The sequence below is a fragment of the Mycobacterium sp. UM_11 genome (genome assembly GCF_001414075.1).
GTDB lineage: Bacteria > Actinomycetota > Actinomycetes > Mycobacteriales > Mycobacteriaceae > Mycobacterium.
In genome coordinates this window covers 1-22,437 of record NZ_LATC01000025.1, presented here as the reverse complement: position 1 = coordinate 22,437, position 22,437 = coordinate 1, and the positions used below count along the sequence as shown (strand labels likewise).

The 22,437-nt window shown below is 67.8% G+C and carries 19 protein-coding genes, 2 tRNA genes and 1 pseudogene; 7 read left to right on the top strand and 15 right to left on the bottom strand.

The window, feature by feature from the left end; genetic code table 11:
* Window positions 1–110: 110 nt before the first annotated feature.
* The 6 genes from WU80_RS09015 to WU80_RS08990 all read right to left on the bottom strand — a co-directional run bounded on the left by WU80_RS09015 (window position 111) and on the right by WU80_RS08990 (window position 5,929).
* The gene (locus WU80_RS09015) at window positions 111–1,361 is read right to left on the bottom strand and encodes an MFS transporter (RefSeq protein ID WP_156349432.1); all 1,251 of its coding nucleotides are present in this window, start codon (window positions 1,359–1,361) and stop codon (window positions 111–113) included.
* A gap of 36 nt (window positions 1,362–1,397) precedes the next feature.
* Complete coding sequence (clpX, locus tag WU80_RS09010; RefSeq protein WP_055400128.1) at window positions 1,398–2,678, bottom strand: ATP-dependent Clp protease ATP-binding subunit ClpX; 1,281 nt, start codon at window positions 2,676–2,678, stop codon at window positions 1,398–1,400.
* Window positions 2,679–3,065: 387 nt separating this feature from the next.
* Complete coding sequence (gene clpP2 / locus WU80_RS09005) at window positions 3,066–3,701, bottom strand: ATP-dependent CLP protease proteolytic subunit ClpP2 (RefSeq protein ID WP_055400130.1); 636 nt, start codon at window positions 3,699–3,701, stop codon at window positions 3,066–3,068.
* Window positions 3,698–4,288 carry an ATP-dependent CLP protease proteolytic subunit ClpP1 gene (gene clpP1, locus WU80_RS09000; RefSeq protein WP_055400132.1) on the bottom strand — a complete coding sequence of 197 codons (591 nt, stop codon included), beginning with the start codon at window positions 4,286–4,288 and terminating at the stop codon, window positions 3,698–3,700. The genes clpP2 and clpP1 overlap by 4 nt, the downstream gene beginning before the upstream one ends.
* A gap of 127 nt (window positions 4,289–4,415) precedes the next feature.
* Window positions 4,416–5,786 (bottom strand): trigger factor, encoded by a 1,371-nt coding sequence (gene tig / locus WU80_RS08995; protein WP_055400134.1) that lies wholly within the window; start codon window positions 5,784–5,786, stop codon window positions 4,416–4,418.
* Between the two features lie 66 nt (window positions 5,787–5,852).
* A tRNA-Pro gene (locus WU80_RS08990) sits at window positions 5,853–5,929 on the bottom strand.
* A gap of 148 nt (window positions 5,930–6,077) precedes the next feature.
* Between WU80_RS08990 and WU80_RS08985 the strand changes: the two genes are divergently transcribed.
* Together WU80_RS08985 and WU80_RS08980 are read left to right on the top strand one after the other, a co-directional pair.
* Window positions 6,078–6,148, top strand: a tRNA-Gly gene (locus WU80_RS08985).
* A 33-nt stretch (window positions 6,149–6,181) separates the two neighbouring features.
* Window positions 6,182–7,360, top strand: a complete 1,179-nt coding sequence (locus tag WU80_RS08980) for a serine hydrolase domain-containing protein (RefSeq protein WP_055400136.1) — start codon at window positions 6,182–6,184, stop codon at window positions 7,358–7,360.
* Between the two features lie 18 nt (window positions 7,361–7,378).
* Here WU80_RS08980 and WU80_RS08975 read toward each other — a convergent pair whose 3' ends face one another.
* Genes WU80_RS08975 through WU80_RS08965 form a run of 3 tightly spaced genes read right to left on the bottom strand, consistent with a single transcriptional unit; the run spans window position 7,379 to window position 9,313 of the window.
* On the bottom strand, window positions 7,379–8,179 hold the full coding sequence (locus tag WU80_RS08975; protein ID WP_055400138.1) for an Fpg/Nei family DNA glycosylase: 801 nt from the start codon (window positions 8,177–8,179) through the stop codon (window positions 7,379–7,381).
* 3 nt (window positions 8,180–8,182) lie between these two features.
* Window positions 8,183–8,662: a ribose-5-phosphate isomerase gene (locus WU80_RS08970; protein ID WP_055400140.1), complete on the bottom strand. Its 480-nt coding sequence runs from the start codon at window positions 8,660–8,662 to the stop codon at window positions 8,183–8,185.
* 27 nt (window positions 8,663–8,689) lie between these two features.
* Window positions 8,690–9,313 carry a DsbA family protein gene (locus tag WU80_RS08965; protein ID WP_055400142.1) on the bottom strand — a complete coding sequence of 208 codons (624 nt, stop codon included), beginning with the start codon at window positions 9,311–9,313 and terminating at the stop codon, window positions 8,690–8,692.
* 105 nt (window positions 9,314–9,418) lie between these two features.
* Here WU80_RS08965 and pepN point away from each other — a divergent pair, with 105 nt between their 5' ends.
* Window positions 9,419–12,013, top strand: a complete 2,595-nt coding sequence (pepN, locus tag WU80_RS08960) for an aminopeptidase N (protein WP_055400144.1) — start codon at window positions 9,419–9,421, stop codon at window positions 12,011–12,013.
* On the opposite strand, the gene WU80_RS08955 is transcribed toward pepN, so the two are convergent.
* The 3 genes from WU80_RS08955 to WU80_RS08945 all read right to left on the bottom strand — a co-directional run bounded on the left by WU80_RS08955 (window position 12,010) and on the right by WU80_RS08945 (window position 13,427).
* Entirely contained in the window at window positions 12,010–12,477 is a 468-nt protein-coding gene (locus WU80_RS08955) for a DUF5130 domain-containing protein (protein ID WP_055400146.1), read from the bottom strand. The genes pepN and WU80_RS08955 overlap by 4 nt on opposite strands.
* Window positions 12,464–12,700, bottom strand: coding sequence for a hypothetical protein (locus WU80_RS08950; protein WP_055400192.1), 237 nt, complete (start codon window positions 12,698–12,700; stop codon window positions 12,464–12,466). Before WU80_RS08950 ends, WU80_RS08955 begins: the two co-directional genes overlap by 14 nt.
* A 79-nt stretch (window positions 12,701–12,779) precedes the next feature.
* On the bottom strand, window positions 12,780–13,427 hold the full coding sequence (locus tag WU80_RS08945) for an HNH endonuclease (protein WP_055400147.1): 648 nt from the start codon (window positions 13,425–13,427) through the stop codon (window positions 12,780–12,782).
* A 142-nt stretch (window positions 13,428–13,569) separates the two neighbouring features.
* Here WU80_RS08945 and WU80_RS08940 point away from each other — a divergent pair, with 142 nt between their 5' ends.
* The 4 genes from WU80_RS08940 (at window position 13,570) to WU80_RS08925 (ending at window position 17,368) form a co-directional block, all read left to right on the top strand.
* The gene (locus WU80_RS08940) at window positions 13,570–13,965 is read left to right on the top strand and encodes a globin (protein ID WP_055400194.1); all 396 of its coding nucleotides are present in this window, start codon (window positions 13,570–13,572) and stop codon (window positions 13,963–13,965) included.
* Window positions 13,965–15,560: a glycoside hydrolase family 13 protein gene (locus tag WU80_RS08935; RefSeq protein ID WP_156349434.1), complete on the top strand. Its 1,596-nt coding sequence runs from the start codon at window positions 13,965–13,967 to the stop codon at window positions 15,558–15,560. The genes WU80_RS08940 and WU80_RS08935 overlap by 1 nt, the downstream gene beginning before the upstream one ends.
* Before the next feature lie 127 nt (window positions 15,561–15,687).
* On the top strand, window positions 15,688–16,299 hold the full coding sequence (locus tag WU80_RS08930; protein ID WP_055405748.1) for a DUF5134 domain-containing protein: 612 nt from the start codon (window positions 15,688–15,690) through the stop codon (window positions 16,297–16,299).
* Between the two features lie 34 nt (window positions 16,300–16,333).
* Window positions 16,334–17,368: an FAD/NAD(P)-binding protein gene (locus WU80_RS08925; protein ID WP_055400154.1), complete on the top strand. Its 1,035-nt coding sequence runs from the start codon at window positions 16,334–16,336 to the stop codon at window positions 17,366–17,368.
* A 55-nt stretch (window positions 17,369–17,423) separates the two neighbouring features.
* On the opposite strand, the gene WU80_RS08920 is transcribed toward WU80_RS08925, so the two are convergent.
* The 3 genes and pseudogenes from WU80_RS08920 to WU80_RS08910 form a co-directional block, all read right to left on the bottom strand.
* Window positions 17,424–18,092 (bottom strand): hypothetical protein, encoded by a 669-nt coding sequence (locus tag WU80_RS08920; RefSeq protein ID WP_055400156.1) that lies wholly within the window; start codon window positions 18,090–18,092, stop codon window positions 17,424–17,426.
* The gene (locus WU80_RS08915; protein WP_055400158.1) at window positions 18,080–18,493 is read right to left on the bottom strand and encodes a thioesterase family protein; all 414 of its coding nucleotides are present in this window, start codon (window positions 18,491–18,493) and stop codon (window positions 18,080–18,082) included. The genes WU80_RS08920 and WU80_RS08915 overlap by 13 nt, the downstream gene beginning before the upstream one ends.
* Window positions 18,490–22,416: pseudogene (locus tag WU80_RS08910) on the bottom strand (NAD-glutamate dehydrogenase); the annotation flags it as partial. The pseudogene WU80_RS08910 and the gene WU80_RS08915, both read right to left, overlap by 4 nt.
* Between the last annotated feature and the right edge of the window lie 21 nt (window positions 22,417–22,437).

Below are 22,437 nucleotides of genomic sequence, written 5' to 3'. Positions count from 1 at the left end.
CTCTGAGGGAAGAATGAGCGTCTCTAATCCATCGCATGCAGCGGTTTTACCCCTAAAGCCGAAGTCAGCGCGGGGAGGGTGGTGCGGACGGTTCAAAACTGTGGTATTGGTCACTTTCGCGCGGCGGCGTCCAATTCCCTTGGCGCCGTTTCCGGCATCGCAATCAGGTAGAGCAAAAACCCCGCGCCGGCGAGCGCTCCGAGGAAGGCAAAGGCGGCGTTGTAACCGGCGGCCACCACGATTCGGCCCGCGACGAGGTTGGACACCGAGGCGCCTATCCCGGTCGCCGCCGTCACTGCGCCGAGGCTGACGTTGAACCGGCCGCTGCCGTGCGTCACGTCCTGCACCACGAGGGGAAACAGCGCACCGAACACGCCGGCCCCGACTCCGTCCAGCAGCTGCACGCCGACCAGCCAGTACGGATTGCCGGACAGGGTATAGAGAAACCCTCGCGCGGCGAGGACGGCGAAGCCGAGCAGGAAGATCGGCTTCCTGCCCCACGAATCGGCCTTGGCCCCGGCCAGGTACGCCACCGGCACCATGACCACCTGCGCGGCCACGATGCAGCCGGACATCAGCGCGGTCCCGACGTCCTTGTTGTGCAGCGCCAGCAACTGGCCGACCAGGGGCAGCATCGCGGCGTTGGCGAAGTGGAAGGCGACCACGGTCGCGGCGAAGATCATCAGCCTGGGGTTGCGCAGCAGCGCCGCCATACGCGACGGTGTCTCGTGCGGACCCCCGGGCACGTGATCCATGCCCCGGGCGACGTCATGGTCGATCGCGTCGCGCGGAATCCGCAGTGTCGCAAGCACACTGGCGGCGGCCATGGTGGCGAGCACCCAGAACACCACCACCGGCCCGAAGAAGTAGGCCAGCCCGCCGGTGATGGCGGCGGCCGACGCGTTACCCGCGTGGTTGAACGACTCGTTGCGCCCGATCCGCCGCGAGAAGAAGCGGGGACCGACGACGCCCAGGGTGATCGCGGCGAGGGCTGGGGCGAAGACCGAGCCGGCTATCCCGGTGATCGCTTGCAACACCGAGATCGAGTACAGGCCGGGGAACAACGGCATCGCCAACGACCCTGCGGTGACGGTCAACGCGCCGCCGATGATCAGCGCCCGCTTGGCCGTGCTGCGGTCCACCAGCGCGCCGGCCGGCGCCTGCGCGACGATCGCCCCGATCCCGCCGACCGCCATGACGAAGCCGATCGAAGCCTGGTCCCAGTGATGGGCCAGCAGCAGGTAGACCGACAGGTAGGGACCCAGCCCGTCGCGAACGTCGGCCAACAGGAAGTTCAGCAGGTCCAGCGCGCGCGTCAGCCGGCGCGGGATCGGGGTGGGGGAGCCAGCGACGGTCGGCATGCGCATCTAGTACCCGATGCGCGCTCGACCGAAGTGTCAGGCGCTCTTGTCGCGGCGCTCGGTGCGCGACGGCTTGCGCGGCACGATCGTCGGCAGCACGTTGTCCTGCACGGTCTCCTTGGTCACCACGACCTTGGCGACGTCGTCGCGGCTCGGGATGTCGTACATCACCGGCAGCAGGACCTCTTCCATGATGGCCCGCAGACCGCGAGCGCCCGTGCCGCGATGGATGGCTTGATCGGCGATCGCCTCGAGCGCGTCGTCGGTGAACTCGAGCTCGACGCCGTCCATCTCGAACAGCCGGGTGTACTGCTTGACCAGAGCGTTCTTGGGCTCCGAGAGGATCTTGACCAGCGACTCCCGGTCCAGGTTGGTCACCGAGGCCACCACCGGCAACCGGCCGATGAACTCCGGGATCAGGCCGAACTTGATCAGGTCCTCGGGCATGACCTCGGCGAAGTGGTCGGTGGTGTCGATCTCGGCCTTCGAGCGCACCTCGGCGCCGAAGCCCAGGCCGCGCTTCCCGACGCGCTCGTAGATGATCTTCTCCAGGCCGGCGAACGCCCCCGCGACGATGAACAGCACGTTGGTGGTGTCGATCTGGATGAACTCCTGGTGCGGGTGCTTGCGGCCGCCCTGCGGGGGAACCGACGCCTGCGTGCCCTCCAGGATCTTCAGCAGCGCCTGCTGCACGCCCTCGCCAGAGACGTCACGGGTGATCGACGGGTTTTCACTCTTGCGGGCGATCTTGTCGACCTCGTCGATGTAGATGATGCCGGTCTCGGCCCGCTTGACGTCGTAGTCGGCGGCCTGAATGAGCTTGAGCAGAATGTTTTCGACGTCCTCACCGACGTACCCGGCCTCGGTCAGCGCGGTGGCGTCGGCGATGGCGAACGGCACGTTGAGCATCTTGGCGAGCGTCTGGGCCAGGTAGGTCTTGCCGCAGCCGGTCGGGCCCAGCATCAGGATGTTGGACTTGGTCAGCTCGACCGGCTCGTGCCGGGAGTCGCGGCCCTTCTCCCCGGCCTGGATGCGCTTGTAGTGGTTGTACACCGCGACGGCCAGGGTCCGCTTGGCGGTGTCCTGGCCAATGACGTAGCCCTCCAAGAACTCCCGGATCTCAACGGGCTTGGGCAGTTCGTCGAGCTTGACGTCGTCGGCGTCGGCGAGCTCCTCTTCGATGATCTCGTTGCAGAGATCGATGCACTCATCGCAGATGTACACACCGGGACCAGCAATGAGCTTCTTGACTTGCTTCTGGCTCTTCCCGCAGAAGGAGCACTTCAGCAGGTCACCGCCGTCTCCGATGCGCGCCATGGTGCCTCAGGGCCTACTTCCTGTTCGCCGTTCGTCGTGCTGTCCCGCCATGTATCCCCCGACGCTACCCGGTAGATCGGGCCCGACGCGACCGTTAAGGCCGAATCGCGTTGGTGGTATTCATGCCGTCCGTCTCGATGAAACATATAGCCAGACGGCGCCCCTGACTCGCGAAAGACGCGCTTTGCGTGTCTTTGGCGTGTCGCGGTCGTTACCCGACCGAGGCTGTGCGCCGCCCAAACCCCACCAAATCACCCTACCGTCGCCGGCCGGGTATTGGTTCTGATCAGCGCCGGCCGACGGGCCCGGTTCGCCGAGCGTGCGCTGGGGGCGGCAAATCGGCCGAAAATCCGCCGTGAGTGCACGTTCGGCGGGGGACCGCGAACGCTAGGCGGTCTGCGCGGACAGCTTCCGGTACTCCAGGACGGTGTCGATGATCCCGTAGTCCTTGGCCTCTTCGGCGGTCAGGATCTTGTCCCGGTCGGTGTCCTTGCGGATCGTCGCGGCGTCCTTGCCCGTGTGGCGGGCCAGCGTCGTCTCCATCAGGGTGCGCATCCGCTCGATCTCGGCGGCCTGGATCTCCAGGTCGGAGAACTGGCCCTGGATCACGCCCTGCAGGGACGGCTGGTGGATCAGCACCCGGGCGTTGGGCAGCGCCATCCGCTTGCCGGGCGTCCCGGCGGCCAGCAACACCGCCGCGGCGGAGGCGGCCTGGCCGAGGCACACCGTCTGGATGTCGGCGCGCACGTACTGCATGGTGTCGTAAATCGCCATCAGCGAGGTGAATCCGCCGCCGGGCGAGTTGATGTACATGGTGATGTCGCGGTCGGGGTCCAGGGACTCCAACACCAGCAGCTGCGCCATGATGTCGTTCGCCGAGGCGTCGTCGACCTGGACGCCGAGGAAGATGATGCGCTCCTCGAACAGCTTGTTGTACGGGTTGGACTCCTTGACGCCGAAGCTGGAGTGCTCGATGAACGACGGCAGGATGTACCGCGCCTGGGGCTGGATTTCGTTATTCACTGGGCTTCTCCATTGGTGATGCTTGCGGCGCGGGTGATGATGTGGTCGACGAACCCGTATTCCAGGGCCTCCTGCGCGGTGAACCAGCGGTCGCGGTCGGAGTCCGCCTCGATGCGCTCGATCGACTGGCCGGTGAATTCGGCGTTGAGGCGGAACATCTCTTTTTTGATGACGTGGAACTGCTCGGCCTGGATCGCGATGTCGGCCGCGCTGCCGGTCACCCCGCCCAGCGGCTGGTGCATCAGGATGCGCGCGTGCGGCAGCGCGTAACGCTTGCCCTTGGTGCCGGCCGCGAGGAGGAACTCGCCCATCGAGGCGGCCATCCCCATCGCGTAGGTGGCGATGTCGCAGGGCGCCAGCACCATGGTGTCGTAGATCGCCATGCCGGCGCTGATCGATCCGCCCGGGGAGTTGATGTACAGCGAGATGTCCTTGTCGGCGTCCTCCGCGGCGAGCAGCAGGATCTGCGCGCACAGCCGGTTGGCGACCTCGTCGTTCACCTCCGAGCCCAGGAAGATGATGCGCTCGGAGAGCAAGCGCTCATAGACCGAGTCCGTGAGGTTGAGCCCCTGCGAGGGCGAACGCATGTCAGACACGACTGGGTTACCTGCTTTCTTTCAGTTCTTCTATGCACCGACCCTAACCAACCGGGCCCACTGTTTCGCGGCCACGCTCCCCCTCAATTGGGCGCTTTCGCTCACAGCGTCAAGACGGTCACTCGTCGTCGGAAGCCTCGGTCTCGTCGGCCTCGTCGGCCTCGTCGGCACGCTTGCCGAAGAACTCGCTGGTGTCGATGGTGTTCCCGTCGCTGTCGGTCACCGTCGCCGCCCGCACCACCTCGGCGATGGCCAGCCCGCGCCGCACGTCGGCGAACATCGCCGGCAGCTGGTTGTTCTCCTGCAGGTAACCCAGCAGCTGCTGCGGCTCGATGCCGTACTGGCGGGACGTCATCACCAGGCGTTCGGTCAGGTCGTCCTGGCCGACCTGGACCTGCAGCTCGTCGGCCAGCGCGTCCAGCAGCAGCTGCCGCTTGACGTCGGACTCCGCGGCGCTGCGCGTCTCGGTCTCGAACTCTTCGCGGGTCTTGCCCTGCCCGGCGAGCGCCTCGTCGAGCTTGGCGTCGTCGTGGTCCAGCCCGTGCAGCGCGCCGTGAATGGTGCTGTCGTACTGGGCCTGGACGATCGCCTCCGGCAGCGGCACGTCGACCTGCTCGAGGAGAGTGTCCAGCGCGGCGTTGCGGATCTCGTCGGCCTGCTGCGCCCGCTTGAGCCGCTCGACCTGGTCGCGCAGGTTGGACCGCAGCTCGTCGATGGTGTCGAACTCGCTGGCCAGTTGGGCGAACTCGTCGTCGGGCTCGGGCAGCTCGCGTTGCTTGATCGACTTCACCGTGACGGTCACCTGAGCGTCTTGCCCGGCGTGTTCGCCGGCCGCCAGCTTCGCGGTGAACTCCCGGGACTCATCGACGGACAGGCCGACCAGGGCGTCGTCGAGTCCGGCGATGAGCCGGCCCGAGCCGACCTCGTGGGACAGCCCCTCCGCGGAGGCCCCCGGCACCTCTTCCCCGTCGATGGTGGCGGCCAAGTCGATCGAGACGAAGTCCCCGGTGGCGACGGGCCGGTCGACGCCGGTCAGGGTGCCGAACCGGGCGCGCAGCGACTCGAGCTCGGCGTCGACGTCCTCGTCGCTGACCTCGATCGGGTCCACCGAGATCTTCAGCGAGCTCAAATCCGGGAGCTCGATCTTGGGGCGCACGTCGACCTCGGCGGTGAACGCCAGCTCCTCCCCGTACTCCTTCTTGGTCACCTCGATCTCGGGCTGGCCGAGGGGCTGCACTTCCGACTCCACGACCGCCTGCCCGTACCGTGCGGGCAGCGCCTCGTTGACGACCTGGTCGAGCAGCGCCTCCCGGCCGAACCGCGCCTCCAGCAACTTCGCCGGCGCCTTGCCGGGGCGGAAGCCGGGCAGGCGCACCTGCTTGGCCAGCTCCCGGTAGGCGCGCTGGAAATCGGGCTCGAGTTCGGCGAACGGCACCTCCACGTTGATGCGTACCCGGGTGGGGCTCAGCTGCTCGACAGTGCTCTTCACGGACGTGCTCCTCGGTGGTCGTTCCTGGCGTTCGGTGGGCCGTATGCGTGCGGCGCGGGGTCGCGCTGGTCGGGGTGACAGGATTTGAACCTGCGGCCTTCCGCTCCCAAAGCGGATGCGCTACCAAGCTGCGCTACACCCCGCGCTGACCTCGATGATCCTAAGGCCCCGGGAGGCCGGGCCGGCCACAGGCTTCGCGGCGGCCTCGCCCGCCCTCACGGAGCGATCACAAGACCGCGTCGATTAGATTTGATCTTCGTCGACAGCTACAGTCACGCTCGACTAACACATGCGGGCGTAGCTCAATGGTAGAGCCCTAGTCTTCCAAACTAGCTACGCGGGTTCGATTCCCGTCGCCCGCTCGGGGTGAGGATCAACTCCCAGAGAAAGGCGCCATGAGCGACGTCAAAATCGATGGCTCATGCGCGTCGGCCTTCGTTGGAGTGCGCGACGCGTTCGAGCGCAATTTCACGCTGGGTGATGAAGTCGGGGCTGCCGTCGCGGTGTGGGTGGACGGGACCCTCGTCGTCAACCTCTGGGGCGGCTGGGCTGACGCGGCCCGCACCCGGCCCTGGCGGGAGAACACGCTGACCACGGTGTTGTCCGGCACCAAGGGCCTGTCGGCCACCTGCGTCCACCAACTGGCCGACCGCGGCGAGCTCGACCTGAACGCCCCGGTGGCCCGCTACTGGCCCGAGTTCGGGCAGGCCGGCAAACAGGACATCACGCTGGCCATGGTGATGAGCCACCGCTCCGGCGTGATCGGGCCCCGCACCCGGCTGCGCTGGGAAGACGTCGCCGACTGGGACTTCGTCTGCGCGCAGCTGGCCGCCGCCGAACCCTACTGGGAGCCGGGCACGGCCCAGGGCTATCACATGACCACCTTCGGCTTCATCCTCGGCGAGGTGTTCCGCCGGGTCACCGGCCGGACCATCGGCCAGTACCTGCGCACCGAGATCGCCGAGCCGCTCGGCGCCGACGTCCACATCGGGCTGTCGCTGGCCGACCAACGCCGCTGCGCCGACCGGGTCAACAAGCCGCACGCCCGCGACCTGCTGGCCGACGCGCAGGCCCCCGGCTACCCCGCCGAGCTGGCCGAGCACCCGAAGGCGGGGCTGTCGATCTCGATGGGGTTCGCCCCCGACGACGAGCTGGGCTCGCACGACCTGCGGCTGTGGCGCGAACTCGAGTTTCCCGGGACGAACGGGCAGGTGTCGGCCCTGGGGTTGGCGACGTTCTACAACGCGCTCGCCCAGGAGAAGATCCTCAGCCGCGAGCACATGGACCTGGTGCGGGAGTGCCAGGGCGGCTCGGAAAGCGATCTGGTGTTGGGGCCGCGGGTCGCCGATCACGGCTGGGGCCTGGGCTACATGCTCAACAGGCGGTGCGTCAACGGGCCCAACCCGCGGATATTCGGCCACGGCGGCTTGGGCGGCTCCTTCGGCTTCGTCGATCTCGAACACCGGATCGGCTACGCGTACGTGATGAACCGCTTCGACGCGACCAAGGCCAACGCGGACCCGCGCAGCCTGGCCCTCAGCAACGAGGTCTACGCGGCGCTGGGCGTCATCTAGTCCCGGCTTGGGGCCGCGTCATTTCTGGCAGGTGGGGCACCAGAACACGTTTCGGCCTTCGAGCACGGTGGTGCGGATCGTGTCTCCGCAGACCCGGCAGGCGTCTCCGGCGCGCCGGTAGACGTACGTCCGGGGCCGCCCGGCCCGGTACGACGGCGGCCCGTGGTCGTGCTCGGGCCGCACCACGATGATCTTGCCGCGGCGGAAGCCGACCTTCATCAGCGCGACCAGGTCGGTCCACGCCGCGTCGAATTCGGCTTGGCCGATGTCGCGGCCCGGCCGGAAGGGGTCGATGTTGTGGCGGTACAGCAGCTCGTTGCGGTAGACGTTGCCCACGCCGGCGACGATGGTCTGATCCATCAGTAGCGCCCCAATCGGTCTGCGCGACTTGGTGATTCGATTCCACGCCCAGGCCGGATCAGCGTCGTTGCGCAGCGGGTCGGGACCGAGCTTGGCCAGCACGTCGGAAACCTGGCCCTCGTCGATCACCTCGCACACGGTCGGCCCGCGCAGGTCCGTGCCGTAGTCGGCGCCGACCATCCGCATCCGCACCTGCCCCACCGGCTCCGGCACGAGCGCACCCTCACGGGGCCATTCGGTGAAGGCCCCGTAGAGGCCCAGGTGCACGTGCACGATCGGGCCGCCGGCGTAGTGATGGAACAGGTGCTTCCCCCACACGCTGGTGCGGCGCAGCACGCGGCCGTCCACCACGGCCGAGTCGGCGAAACGACCCTGCGGGCTCGACACCGCAACGGGCGCACCGCCGAACCGGCGCTGGTGCAGCCGGGCCAGGCGGTGCAGGGTATGCCCTTCGGGCATGGCTTACGCCGGCGCGCCGGGCACCGGTGGCGCCTGGTGGGTGCGTTCGTACTCGGCGAGAATGTCGATACGCCGTTGGTGGCGTTCGGCTTTCGACCACTGCGCGCTCAGGAAGGCGTCCACGATGGCCAGCGCCTCCTCGACGGTGTGCATGCGTCCGCCGATCCCGATCAACTGGGCGTCGTTGTGTTCGCGCGCCAACGTGGCCGTCTCCACGCTCCAGGCCAGCGCGCAGCGCGCGCCCGGCACCTTGTTGGCCGCGATCTGCTCGCCGTTGCCCGACCCGCCCAGCACGATGCCGAGGCTGTCCGGGTCGGCCACCGTGCGTGTGGCGGCGGCGATGCAGAACGCCGGGTAGTCGTCCTCGGCGTCGTAGCCGAAGGCGCCGCAATCGATCGGCTCGTGCCCGGCCGCTTCGAGGTGGGCGACGATGTGCTGCTTGAGCTCGAATCCGGCGTGGTCAGAGCCGAGGTAGACGCGCATGCCCGCAATCCTTACACGGGCTGATCGTCAGTCGAATTCGGGCTTCTCGGTGCGGGTTCGCTTCAGCTCGAAGAAGTGCGGGTACGACGCGAACGTCACCGACGCGTCCCACAGCTTGCCGGCCTCCTCGCCGCGCGGGATCTTCGAGAGCACCGGCCCGAAGAACGCCACACCGTTGACGTGGATTGTCGGCGTGCCTACGTCGTCACCGACGGCGTCCATGCCGGCGTGGTGGCTCTTGCGCAGGGCGTCGTCGTAGGCCTCGCTGTGCGCGGCCTCGGCGAGCTCGGCGGGCAGGCCGGCATCGGCCAGCGACAGCTTGATGACCTCGTCGAGGTTCTTGTTGTCCTCGTTGTGAATCCGGGTGCCCATGGCGGTGTACAGCGGGGCCAGCGCTTCGGCGCCGTGCGCCTGCTCCGCGGCGATCGCCACCCGCACGGGCCCCCAGGCGTGCTTCATCATTTCGCGGTACTTGTCGGGTAGGCCTTCGCGGTTCTCGTTGAGGATGGCCAGGCTCATGACGTGGAAGTGCACGTCGATGTCGCGGACCTTCTCCACCTCGAGGATCCAGCGCGAGGTGATCCAACACCACGGGCACAGCGGATCGAACCAGAAGTCGGCTTGGTCTTTCCCGGCAGCCTTGTCAGGCATAGCGAAGTCCTCTCGTCGGTCAACACACCGTTCAGCACAACCGTAGGCGCCGCGCCCCTGTTCCCGCACCGCTCGAGATTGGAGCCGGGCACGTAAGTTGGACGGGTGGCCCTTCCTAATCTCACCCGGGACCAGGCCGTCGAACGCGCCGCCCTGATCACCGTCGACAGCTACCAGATCGAACTCGACGTCACCGACGGGAACGGCGCGCCCGGCGAACGCACGTTTCGGTCCACGACCACGGTGGTGTTCGACGCGCTTCCCGGCGCCGACACCTACATCGACCTCGCCGCCGAGACCGTGCGCGCGGCCACCCTCAACGGTCACGAGCTCGACGTCTCCGGTTACGACGAATCGGCGGGCATCGCGCTGCCCGGCCTGACGAAACGCAACGTCCTCGTCGTCGACGCGGACTGCCGCTACTCCAACACCGGCGAGGGCTTGCACCGCTTCGTCGACCCGGTCGACGACGAAACGTACCTCTACTCGCAGTTCGAGACCGCGGACGCCAAGCGCATGTTCGCCTGCTTCGACCAACCCGACCTCAAGGCCACGTTCGACGTGCGGGTGACCTCGCCCAGGCACTGGAAGGTGATCTCCAACGGCGCACCCCAGTCCGTTGAGGACTCGGACGAGGCCAGGGTGCACACCTTCGCCACCACCCCGCGGATGAGCACCTACCTGGTGGCGCTGATCGCCGGCCCGTACGCCGAGTGGAAGGACAGCTACACCGACGAACACGGGGAGATCCCCCTGGGCATCTTCTGCCGGGAATCGTTGGCGCGCCACATGGACGCCGAGCGGCTGTTCACCCAGACGAAGCAGGGATTTGGCTTCTACCACAAGAACTTTGGCCTGCCGTACGCGTTCGGTAAGTACGATCAGCTGTTCGTCCCCGAATTCAACGCCGGCGCAATGGAAAACGCGGGCGCGGTGACGTTCCTGGAGGACTACGTCTTTCGCAGCAAGGTCACCCGGGCCTCTTACGAGCGGCGCGCCGAGACCGTGCTGCACGAGATGGCGCACATGTGGTTCGGCGACCTGGTCACGATGAGCTGGTGGGACGACCTGTGGCTCAACGAGTCGTTCGCGACGTTCGCGTCGGTGCTGTGCCAGGCCGAGGCCACCGAATTCACCGAGGCCTGGACGACTTTCGCGACGGTCGAGAAGTCGTGGGCGTACCGCCAGGACCAACTGCCCTCAACGCATCCGATCGCCGCGGACATCCCCGACCTGGCCGCGGTCGAGGTGAACTTCGACGGCATCACCTACGCCAAGGGCGCCTCGGTGCTCAAGCAGCTCGTCGCCTACGTCGGCCTCGAACACTTCCTGGCCGGGCTGCGGGACTACTTCCGCGCGCACGCCTTCGGCAACGCCACGTTCAGCGACCTGGTCGCCGCGCTGGAGAAGGCGTCGGGCCGGGATCTGTCCGACTGGGGCCAGCAGTGGCTGAAGACGACCGGATTGAACACGCTGCGACCGGATTTCGACGTCGACGCCCCAGGCGCTGAGGGCAGGTTCACCCGATTCGCGGTGACGCAGAGCGGGGCCGCCCCGGGGGCCGGCGAGACGCGGGTGCACCGGCTGGCGATCGGCATCTATGACGACGACGGCGCCGGCAAGCTGGTGCGCGTGCGACGCGAGGAACTCGACGTCGAAGGTCCGACCACGGAAGTGCCTGCGCTGGTTGGTGTTTCGCGCGGGAAGCTGGTGTTGGTCAACGACGACGACCTGACGTACTGCTCGCTGCGGCTGGACGGCGAGTCGCTGCAGACCGCGCTGACGCGAATCGCCGACATCGCCGAGCCGCTGCCGCGCTCGCTGGTGTGGTCGGCGGCGTGGGAGATGACGCGCGAGGCCGAACTGCGGGCCCGCGACTTCGTGGCCCTGGTCTCGGGCGGGGTGCACGCCGAGAGCGAGGTCGGTGTGGCGCAGCGGCTGCTGCTGCAGGCGCAGACGGCGCTGGCCTCCTACGCCGAGCCGGGCTGGGCGCGCGAGCACGGGTGGCCGGAGTTCGCCGACCGGCTGCTCGAGCTGGCGCGCGGGGCGCAGCCCGGCTCGGATCACCAGCTCGCGTTCGTCAACACCCTGTGCTCGTCGGTGCTGTCCACCCGGCACATCGTGGCGCTGGCGGACCTGCTCGACCACGACCCGGCCGACCTGGGGCTGCCCGGCCTCGAGATCGACACCGATTTGCGGTGGCGCATCGTGACGGCGCTCGCCGGCGCGGGCGAGGTCGACGCCGACGGGCCGGCGACACCCTTCATCGACGCGGAAGTGCAACGCGACCCCACCGCCGCCGGCAAGCGGCATGGCGCCCAGGCCGCGACGGCGCGGCCGCAAGCGCAGGTCAAGGAAGAGGCCTGGACGACGGTGATCGAAGACGACACCCTGGCCAACATCACGGCCCGTGCCATCATCGCGGGCTTCGCCCCGCCCGGGCAGCGGGACTTGCTCGACCCGTTCACCGACCGCTACTTCGAGGCGATACCCGGCGTCTGGGCGCGGCGGTCCAGCGAAGTCGCGCAGACGGTGGTGATCGGCCTCTACCCGCACTGGAACATCAGCGAGGCCGGTATCGCGGCAGCGGACAAGTTCCTCTCCGACCCGGAGGTGCCGCCGGCGCTGCGGCGGCTGGTGCTGGAAGGCCAGGCCGGCGTGAAGCGGGCCCTGCGGGCCCGCAAGTTCGACGCCGACTAGGCCGGGGAGATCCCCGCGCTCATCACCCGGATCGCGCTGACCAGACCGTCCACCAGGTCGCCCCGCGCGAACGCCGACGACGCGGCGGCGACCCCGAGCGGCGCGGACGACTCGGCGCCCCGGCCGCGAACCTGCGAGCCGTAGACCACCTCGATGACCTTCTGATCCGGCGAGACCGCCAGCAGCACGGCATCGTCGGGCGTCGGCACCTGGGCCAGGATCTCGCGGGCCCGGGCGGCGGTGTCGCTGCCCAGGTCGCCGAGGTAGATGGCGAACCGCGCCTTGGAGGCGCGCGAGCCGAACTTCAGCGCGTCGTCGATGGCGACGAGGTCCTTGATCGAGAACGGGTAGTGGACCGACAGCTCGCCGGGTTCGGTGACCCCGGAAATCCGCCCGCTGGTCGTGATGACGAACCCGTTGGGCAGCTCGCCGGGCTCGATCGTCGCTACGTCACCACGTGCCACTTGCGCCACCTCCGACTGCGAATTCTTCTCCGCCGTGCCCGCCGTGCCCGCCGTGCGCGTGACCGACGTCTTCGTCCGTGGCCGCCCACAGGATCGGCGCGTGCGTCCACTTGTCCGGCAGTTTGTAGGCGGCCGGATGCGGTCCCTTGTGGGACCAGATCAGCACCGCCAGCACGGCCACCAGCAGCAACGGTATCCCGATGAAGTACAGGTGAATCTGCAAAAGGCTCACGACGGAAACCGTATCCCACCCGGTGATCCGCCGGCACACTCGGACGCGACATGTCGCCCGATCACCGACGCTAGGCCGCGCCTTCGCCGAGGTAGCGCGCCCAGGCCGGATCGAGCTCCTTGACCGTCGACAGCAGCCGCCAGTGCTGCCCCGTGGGGGGCAGCGGCGTCCGGCGCAGCGCCCAGCCGAGTTCGGTGAGCAGCTTGTCGCCCTTGCGGTGATTGCACGTCGAGCAGCACGCGACGCAGTTCTCCCACGAGTGGTCACCGCCGCGGCTGCGCGGCACCACGTGGTCGACGGTGTCGGCCTTCGCCCCGCAGTAGGCGCACGAGAACCGGTCCCGGTGCATCAGAGCGGCCCGGGTCATCGGAACCCGAGCCCGGTAGGGGACGCGCACATAGGTTCGCAACTGAATCACCGAGGGCACCACGATCGAGCTGGTGGCCGAGTGGATCACCGGCCCGGCCGGGTCGTGGTGGACCACGTCGGCCTTCCCGCAGATCACCATCACGATGGCCCGCCGCATCGGCAGGGCGGTCAACGGCTCGTACGTGGAATTCAGCAGCAGGACCCGCCGGCGACTCCACAGCGACGCGCCGTCTTGGCGGCTGGGGGGATGCGTATCGACGCTATGCAGGCATGACGCGGTTGGGGGCCCGGTTAACCCTGCCGCGGCACCGGAACTGCGGTGGCTGCGGCGTCTTTTGCCCTGCGCCATAGATCCTCCGCGGATAGTCCACCATGATTCGTCGCCAATCGCACCCCTATTGCAGGTGAACGGCATGTCGCCCGGGTGAACAGCGGGAGTGCCGTCGGCCCGGCTCAGCCCGATGCGGCCGCGATGGACCACAATGGAGGCAATGGATTCCGAGCCACAGTCCTTCTATGACGCCGTCGGCGGTGCCGACACCTTTCACGCGATCGTGTCCCGCTTCTACGCGCTGGTCGCCGAGGACGAGATCCTGCGCCAGCTGTACCCCGAGGACGACCTGGCGGGCGCCGAGGAACGGTTGCGGATGTTCCTCGAGCAGTACTGGGGCGGCCCGCGCACCTACTCCGACCGGCGGGGTCATCCCCGGTTGCGAATGCGTCACATGCCCTTCCGGATCACCCCCATCGAGCGCGACGCCTGGCTGCGCTGCATGCACATCGCGGTCGGCTCGATCGACTCCGCAACCCTCGACGACGAGCACCGACGCCAGTTGCTCGATTACCTGGAAATGGCTGCCCACTCGCTGGTCAACGCAGCCTTGTGATGTCGGCCCACGAAACTGAGCGGGGTGGAATGGACTCCAAGCCGTGGTGGTCAAGCGCGGTGTTCTATCAGGTGTACCCACGGTCGTTCGCCGACAGCACCGGCGACGGCGTCGGCGACCTGGACGGTGTGACGGCCCGGCTGGACCATCTGGAACGGCTGGGCGTCGACGCGATCTGGCTCAACCCGGTCACCGTGTCGCCGATGGCCGACCACGGCTACGACGTCGCCGATCCGCGGGACATCGACCCGCTGTTCGGTGGGATGGCGGCGTTCGAGCGACTGGTGGCGGCCGCCCACGCCCGCGGCATCAAGATCACGATGGATGTGGTGCCCAACCACAGCAGCTCGGCGCACCCGTGGTTTCAGGCCGCGCTGGCGGCCGGTCCCGGGACCGACGCCCGCGAGCGCTACTTCTTCCGCGACGGCCGCGGCGCGCAGGGCGAGCTGCCGCCGAACAACTGGACGTCGGTGTTCGGCGGGCCGGCGTGGACGCGGATCGTCGAACCCGACGGCAATCCCGGCCAGTGGTACCTGCATCTGTTCGACGCCGAGCAACCCGATCTCAACTGGGAGCACCCGGACATCTTCGACGACTTCGAGAAGACGCTGCGCTTCTGGCTGGAACGCGGCGTCGACGGTTTCCGGATCGACGTGGCGCACGGCATGGCCAAGCCGTCCGACCTGCCCGACGCGACGGACGACATCAAGGTGCTCAGCCACAGCGACGACGACCCCCGCTTCAACCATCCGAGCGTGCATGAGATCCATCGCGGCATCCGCACGATCGTCGACGACTACCCGGGAGCGGTGACCATCGGCGAGGTGTGGGTGATGGACAACGCCCGGTGGGCCGAGTACCTACGCCCCGACGAACTGCATCTCGGCTTCAACTTCCGGCTGACGAAGATCGACTTCGACGCCACCCAAGTCCACGACGCGATCGACAACTCGCTGGCGGCCACGGCACTGGAAAACGCCACGCCCACTTGGACGTTGTCCAATCACGACGTGGGACGGGAGGTCACCCGCTACGGCGGCGGCGAGGTCGGGCTGCGGCGGGCACGGGCGATGGCGATGGTGATGCTGGCGCTGCCGGGCGCGGTGTTCATCTACAACGGCGAGGAGCTGGGGCTGCCCGACGTGGAGTTGCCCGACGAGGTGCTGCAGGACCCGACGTGGGAACGCTCCGGGCACACCGAGCGCGGCCGCGACCGGTGCCGCGTCCCGATGCCGTGGTCGGGCGACGCTCCCCCGTTCGGCTTCTCGTCCTCACCCGACACCTGGCTGCCGATGCCGAAGGAATGGGCGGCACTGACCGTCGAGAGGCAGGTCGCGGACCCCGAGTCGACCTTTGCGTTCTTCGCCCACCTCATCAGGGTGCGCAAGGAGCGCACCGAATTCGACGGTGAGCAAATCGAATGGCTGGACGCGCCCCGCGATGCGCTGACCTTCCGGCGCCGCGGTGGCGGCGGTGTGTGCGCACTGAATGCCGGCCGCCGACCGATCCCACTGCCACCGGGGGAGCTCATCGTGGCCAGCGCACCGCTGGTCGATGGCAAACTCGCACCGGACGCCGCGGCCTGGCTGGCCTGAGCGGTCAAAGATACGGCGGAGCAGTCTGTTTCGCGCGCCTTCCGGGGTGTCGCTCACGAGGGCCTATACCCCATGGGGGTACTGTCGTGCATGACCGAGATCGAGCACACCGGCGAGAGGTGGGTTGGTGGATAACACGTTGCGGTGGGTGGTGACGGTGCTCTTCGCCGTCAGCTTCGCGGCATACGCGTATTTCCTTGTCGCCCAACGCCGCTGCTGGACCGGCGTCGTCAGCCAGGTGCTCCACCTCGCCATGTCCGCCGTGATGATCTTCATGGCCTGGGGTGTGGGGATGACCTTTCCGACCGTCGTCGCGACGTTGGGTTTCCTGCTCGGTGGCGCCTGGTTCTTCGGCATCGCCGGGCATCCGCGCCGGGCGGTCGATGGCCGGCTGACGAACTACTACTACGCGGTGATGATGGTGGCGATGGCGTGGATGTACGGCGCGATGAACGGCAGCCTGTCGGGCGGGTCCGCTGACTCGGGCGGCCACGCGATGGACATGGCCGCGCCCGCGCCGCACCATCACATGCCGACGGCCGCACCGGGCTGGGTCACCGTCGTGAACTGGACCGCGGCCCTGGGGTTCGCCGCGGTGGCGATCTACTGGGCGTACCGGTGGGCGGCCGGACGGTGGACAAACCTGATGCCGAGCGCCGTGCGGCTGACCCACGCGCAGATCGTGACGCAGACGGTCACCGCCGCGGGCACCGCGCTGATGTTCGCCGACATCGCCTGAGCGGATGTCGCGGTCGCTCCTCTATACCTAGTACATGGCGACCTACGCGTGGACAGTCATCGGAGCCGGACCCGCGGGAATGGCCGCGGTGGGACGGCTGCTCGATCGGGGCGTACCGCCGGACAAGATCGCCTGGATCGATCCCGCCTTCACCGCGGGAGACTTGGGCGGCAAATGGCGGTCGGTGTCCAGCAACACCATTGCCGGGACCTTCATGAGTTTCCTGAATGGCGCTGCGGCGTTTCGGTTCTCGCAGGCACCGCCCTTCCCCCTGGCCGAAGTCGATCCGGAGGAGACCTGTGCGCTCGCCCTGGTCGCCGACCCGTTGGTGTGGGTCACCGAGCACCTGCGCGAACGGGTGCATGTCTTCCAGACGACGGCCACCACCTTGGTCCTGCGGCGACGGCGGTGGTGGATCGAAACGCGGGACACGGAATTGACCTCCGACAACGTGATCCTCGCCGTCGGCGCGGTACCCAAGGGCCTCGACTACCCGCTCGACGAGATACCGGTCGAGGTCGCCCTCGACGCCGACAGGCTCGCCGAGGTGCCTCTCGAAGGTGCGACGGTCGCGGTCTTCGGGTCCTCGCACTCGTCGATGATCGCGCTGCCGCACCTGCTGCGGCTTCCGGTCGACCGCGTGATCAACTTCTACCGCAGCCCGCTGAAATACGCCGTCTACCTGGATGATTGGATCCTGTTCGACGACACCGGCCTCAAGGGGCGGGCCGCCGAATGGGCCCGCGAGAACATCGACGGGGTCCATCCGGACAAGCTGGAGAGGTGCTGGGTTTCCGCCCCGGAATTCGACGAGAAGGTCGCCGAGTGCGACCACGTCGTCTACACCGTCGGTTTCGAACGGCGGCAGCTGCCCGAGACGCCGCAGTGGGGCCCGCTGGAGTACAACCGGATGAACGGAATCATGGCGCCCGGCCTGTTCGGGCTGGGCATCGCCTTCCCCGAGTACGCCGAAGACCCCTACGGCTACGGGCAATACCGCGTCGGCCTGAAGAAGTTCATGGACTACCTGGACGCGGTTCTGCCGCTGTGGATGGTCTACGGCACCTGACGAAGAAGCCCGGATGCCCGCCATTTGACTCACCGAGATTTAGAAGTCCGGTCCCTCAGCTCAGCAACAGCGGGTCCCCCCGGCGGCGGTACACGGAGCCGAACCGGGCGTCGATCCGCAACCAGGTCGGCAGGATCCGCACCCGGATCATTTCGTCCGCCCCGACGGCATCCGGTGACTGCGGCAGGAAACCCATTGCGGTCAACGCGAACACGCACCGCATGGGCAGGCCCACGCTGGCATCGGCGGAGCTCACCTGGATGACTTCCTGGTCGAGTAGCGAGACGGGCGGGCCGTGCGAACTGCCGTGCTCCTTGGCGAGGCGCGCGCCGCGCTGCGCCAGGTCGAGTACCACCCGGGCGGGGATGTCCTCGAGGTGGGTGAAGCCGGAGTCCGGCGGCAGGGCACCCCGCCACGCGGAGTCCATCGCGAATCCCGGATCGACGAAGCCCGCGTCGTCCATCGCCGACAGGCCGCGCGCCAGGGCGTCCGCGCCCACCGACAGATCCTCGGGCCGCACCTCGCCGGCAACCACCCGGCTGGCCAGAACGTCGAAACCCGTTGCCACCCAGGCCGTCAGCAATCCGGGCGGGCGCGCGCGAAGTCGAATCACCGCGGCGTCGTCGAGACGCATCGCGTAATCGACGAACGCGGTCAGGTCCCTGCGCTGGGTGGCCGGGTCGCGTGGCCCCAACCAGAGTCCGCGGTCAACTACCGGATCCACCGCTGCAAATACTCCCGATGGTGTGGGGAGAGCCGCACCAGCCGCTCCTCCTCGATATGGACGGCGGCCAGTTGCGACTCGGCGATGACGGCGGGCTTGGATTCCGGGTCCGCGGACACCGAGCGCACCTCGTAGCCCAGCGTGAAGTCGACCGCCCGCAACCGCTTGGTCCACATCGTCACCTGCAGCGGCGAATCGACCAGCCGCAGCTGACCCTTGTAGGTCACCTTGACTTCGGCGATCAGCAACCCGATGGTCAAGATGTCGACCTCGAACGCTTCACGCAGGAATTGGACGCGCGCCTCCTCGAGGATCGTGACCATTGTGGCGTGGTTGACGTGCTGATACATGTCGATGTCCGACCAGCGGACCGGTACGGGGGCTACGAAGCCGACGCTCAACTCGACGATCCTCTTCCGCTCGTGCGGGTCATGCGCCGGATCTGACGCGCGGCCACCGACAACGTCGCGAGATCCTTTTCCCCGCTTTCCTGGATCTCCACCAGCGTGCGGCGCGCCCGCTCCACCCGCGACGCGGACAGGTGTTCCCACTCCGCGATCTTCTCCTCGCCGCTTTCGTCGGGCTCCCCTACGGCGAGCACGTCGAAGCACAGCGACCGCAGCGAGGCGTAGATGTCGTCGCGAATCGCCAAGCGCGCCAGGGAATGCCAGCGGTCGTTGCGGGGCAGTTCGGACACCGCCGTCAGCAGGCCGTCGGTGCCCAGCCGGTCCATCAGGGCGAAATAGGTGTCGGCCACCTCGGCGGCGTCGATGTCGTTGATGTCGGCGATGTCGATGATGTCCAGCAGGCTGAAGCGATACAGGCCGGCGGCGATCATGTACGCCAGGTCTTTCGGTGCACCCTGCGAGGAGAACTCGGCGGCCTCCTTCTCGACGATCGCCTTGTCGTCGCCGCGCAGCCACTCCGACATCCGGGGGGTCAGGTCCTTGACCTTGGCGGCGAACCGGTTGATCTCGGCGCCAACGGCCAGCGGCTGCGGACGGTAGTTGAGCAGCCAGCGGCCGGCGCGGTCGATCAGCCGCCGGGTGTCCAGCGTGAGCCGATCCGACAGCGCGACAGGCAGATTCGCCGCCCGGATGCGCCGCCAGATCTCCCCGACGCTGAAGATGGCGTCGGTGGCGACGTAGGTCCGCACCGCGTCGACCGAGCCGACGCCGACATCTTCGGTGATCCGGAACGCGTAGCTGATGCCGGCGGTGTCGACCAGATCGTTGATGAGCATCGTGGTGACGATCTCACGGCGCAACTGGTGACCGCGGATCTCCGGGGTGAACCGTTCGCGCAGTGGCGTCGGAAAGTATTGGGGCAGCCGGGAAGCGAACACATCCTGCTCGGTCAGTTCGGTGTTCAGCATCTGCTCTTTGAGCCCGAGTTTGACGTGCGCCATCAGCGTGCACAGCTCGGGCGACGTGAGACCGATGCCGGCCTCGCACCGCCGGTCGATCTCCTTTTCCGACGGCAGCGCTTCCAGTTCGCGGTTGAGCCCCCGCTCGTCGACCAGGTATTGAATCTGCCTGCCGTGCACCGGCAACAGGCTGGCCGCGTTGGCGCGGCTGGTGCCGATCAGGTCGTTCTGATCCTCGTTGTCGGTGAGCACCAGCTGGGCGACCTCGTCGGTCATCGACTCCAGCAGCGACTTGCGCTCGTCGCGATCGACCCGGCCGGCGGTGACCAGCGAGTCGATCAGGATTTTGATGTTGACCTCGTGGTCCGAACAGTCCACGCCGGCGGAGTTGTCCATCGCGTCGGTGTTGATCCGCCCGCCCGACAGGTCGAACTCCACGCGGCCGAGCGCGGTCACCCCCAGGTTTCCGCCTTCGCCGATCACCTTGGCGCGCACCTGACTTGCGTTGACCCGCACCGGGTCGTTGGCGCGATCGCCCACGTCGGCGTCGGACTCGGATTCGGCCTTGATGTAGGTGCCGATGCCGCCGTTGAACAGCAGGTCGACCGGCGCCTGCAGGATCGCCTTGATCAGGTTCGGCGGGGTCATTTCGGTGACCTCGCCGTCGATGCCCAGCGCGTCGCGCACCTGCGGGCTGACCGGGATGGACTTGTGCTCGCGGCTGTACACCCCGCCGCCCTCACTGATCAACGATTTGTCGTAGTCGTCCCAGCTGGACCGCGGCAGGTCGAACATCCGCCGGCGTTCCTCCCACGACGACGCGGCGTCGGGGTCGGGGTCGATGAAGATGTGCCGGTGATCGAAGGCGGCGTTCAGCCTGATGTGCTTGGACAGCAGCATGCCGTTGCCGAACACATCGCCGCTCATGTCGCCGACGCCCACCACGGTGAAGTCCTCGGCCTGGGTGTCGACGTCCATCTCCCGGAAGTGGCGTTTGACGGCCTCCCACGCCCCCCGGGCGGTGATCCCCATCGCCTTGTGGTCGTAGCCCACCGATCCGCCGGACGCGAACGCGTCGCCCAGCCAGAACCCGTAGGACTTCGCGACGTCGTTGGCGATGTCGGAGAAGGTGGCGGTGCCCTTGTCGGCGGCCACCACCAGGTAGGCGTCGTCGCCGTCCCGGCGGATCACCTCGGGCGGCGGGCTGACCTTTTTGGTGGCGTGGTCGACGTTGTCGGTGACGTCGAGCAGCCCGGAGATGAAGAGCTGATAGCAGGCCACACCTTCGGCGCGGGTGGCATCTCGGTCCTCCGCCTGATCGCCGGTGGCCAGCGGCGGCCGCTTGACCACGAAGCCGCCCTTGGCCCCGACCGGGACGATGACCGCGTTCTTCACAGCCTGCGCCTTAACCAGGCCGAGGATCTCGGTGCGGAAGTCGTCGCGGCGGTCGGACCAGCGCAGGCCGCCGCGCGCCACCGGGCCGAAGCGCAAGTGGACGCCTTCCACGCGGGGCGAGTACACGAAGATCTCGTACTTGGGGCGTGGCAGCGGCAGCTCGTCGATGAGCTGGGCATCCAGCTTGAGGGCCAACACGTTTCGCGCACGCGCCGAACCCTCGCGCGTGACGAAGTAATTGGTGCGCAACGTGGCCTGGACCAGGGAAGCGAACGCGCGCAGGATGCGGTCGGTGTCCAGACCCACGACCGCGTCGATGTCGGCGGCGACCGCCGCGGCGGCGGCCTGCGCGTCGCGACTTGTCGGCGACCCCGCGGAAATAGAAGCCTTGGGATCGAAGAGCGCTTCGAACAGCGTGACCAGCGACCGCACGGTCGAGGGGTGCTCGTTGAGCACCGCTTCGATGTGGGACTGGCTGTAGGGAAAACCGGCCTGTCGCAGGTATTTTGCGTAGGCGCGCAGCAGCACGACCTGCTGCCAACTCAGCCGCGCGCGCATGACCAGCTCGTTGAACCGGTCGATCTCCACGCGGCCCTGCCAGATGGCGGTGACCGCGTCGGCAAAGCGTTGCGCGGTCGCGTCGCGCTCGGCGGCCGTGGTCGCCGGCTTGATGGTGGGGTGCGGCGAGATCTTGAACTGGTAGATCCACACCGGCAGCCCGTCCGGGCGGGTCACGGTGAAGGGCCGCTCCTCGAGGACCACGACGCCCATGCTCTGCAGCATGGGCAGCAGCTGGCTCAGCGAGGCGGTGCGCCCACCCAGGAACCAGGTCAGCTGGGCCGCCCCGTCCTCGCCGCGTTCGGAGAACAAGAGCTTGACCGAATTATCTTGCAGCTCTTTGATTATGCCGATGTGCTCGATCGCGTCGACGGGGGTGACGGATTGTTTGTAGGCCTCGGAGAACGCGTTCGCATAGTGCTCGACCTCGGCGTGCTCGACGGCCCGGTCCGCGGCGGCGCCGATCAACCGGTCGGTCCAGGTTCGCGCCGCCTCGCTCAGCATCCCCTGGATGCGGACCCTGTTCTCCTCCGAGACGTCCACCGGCGCCGCCTCTTCGGGCAGCCGGACCATGAAATGCATGAGGGCCCAGGGTGATTCGCTGACCCGGGCGGTGAATTCCAGTCGCGTGCCGCCGAACTCGCGGACCAGGATGTCCTCGATCTGCAACCGCACCTGTGTGGTGTAGCGGTCGCGTGGCAGATAGACCAGGCAGGAGACGAAGTATTGAAGCCGGTCGGCGCGCAGGAACAACAGCGCCCGCCGTTGGGATCCCAGATCCACCACCGCTTTGGCCATCGCCAGCAGCCGCTCGGCGCTCAGCGTGAAAAGTTCGGAGCGCGGGACGGTTTGGATGACATCGAGCAGCAGCTGGCCGGGGTGGATCGGGTCGCTGTCGGCCATGGTGAGCGCGTCGCGCACCCGGGTGGAGACCGTCGGGATCTCCAGGACGTCGGCGTTCATGGCGGCGACGGTGAACAACCCGACGAAGCGGTGCTCGACGATGCCTGTCTCTTATACACATCT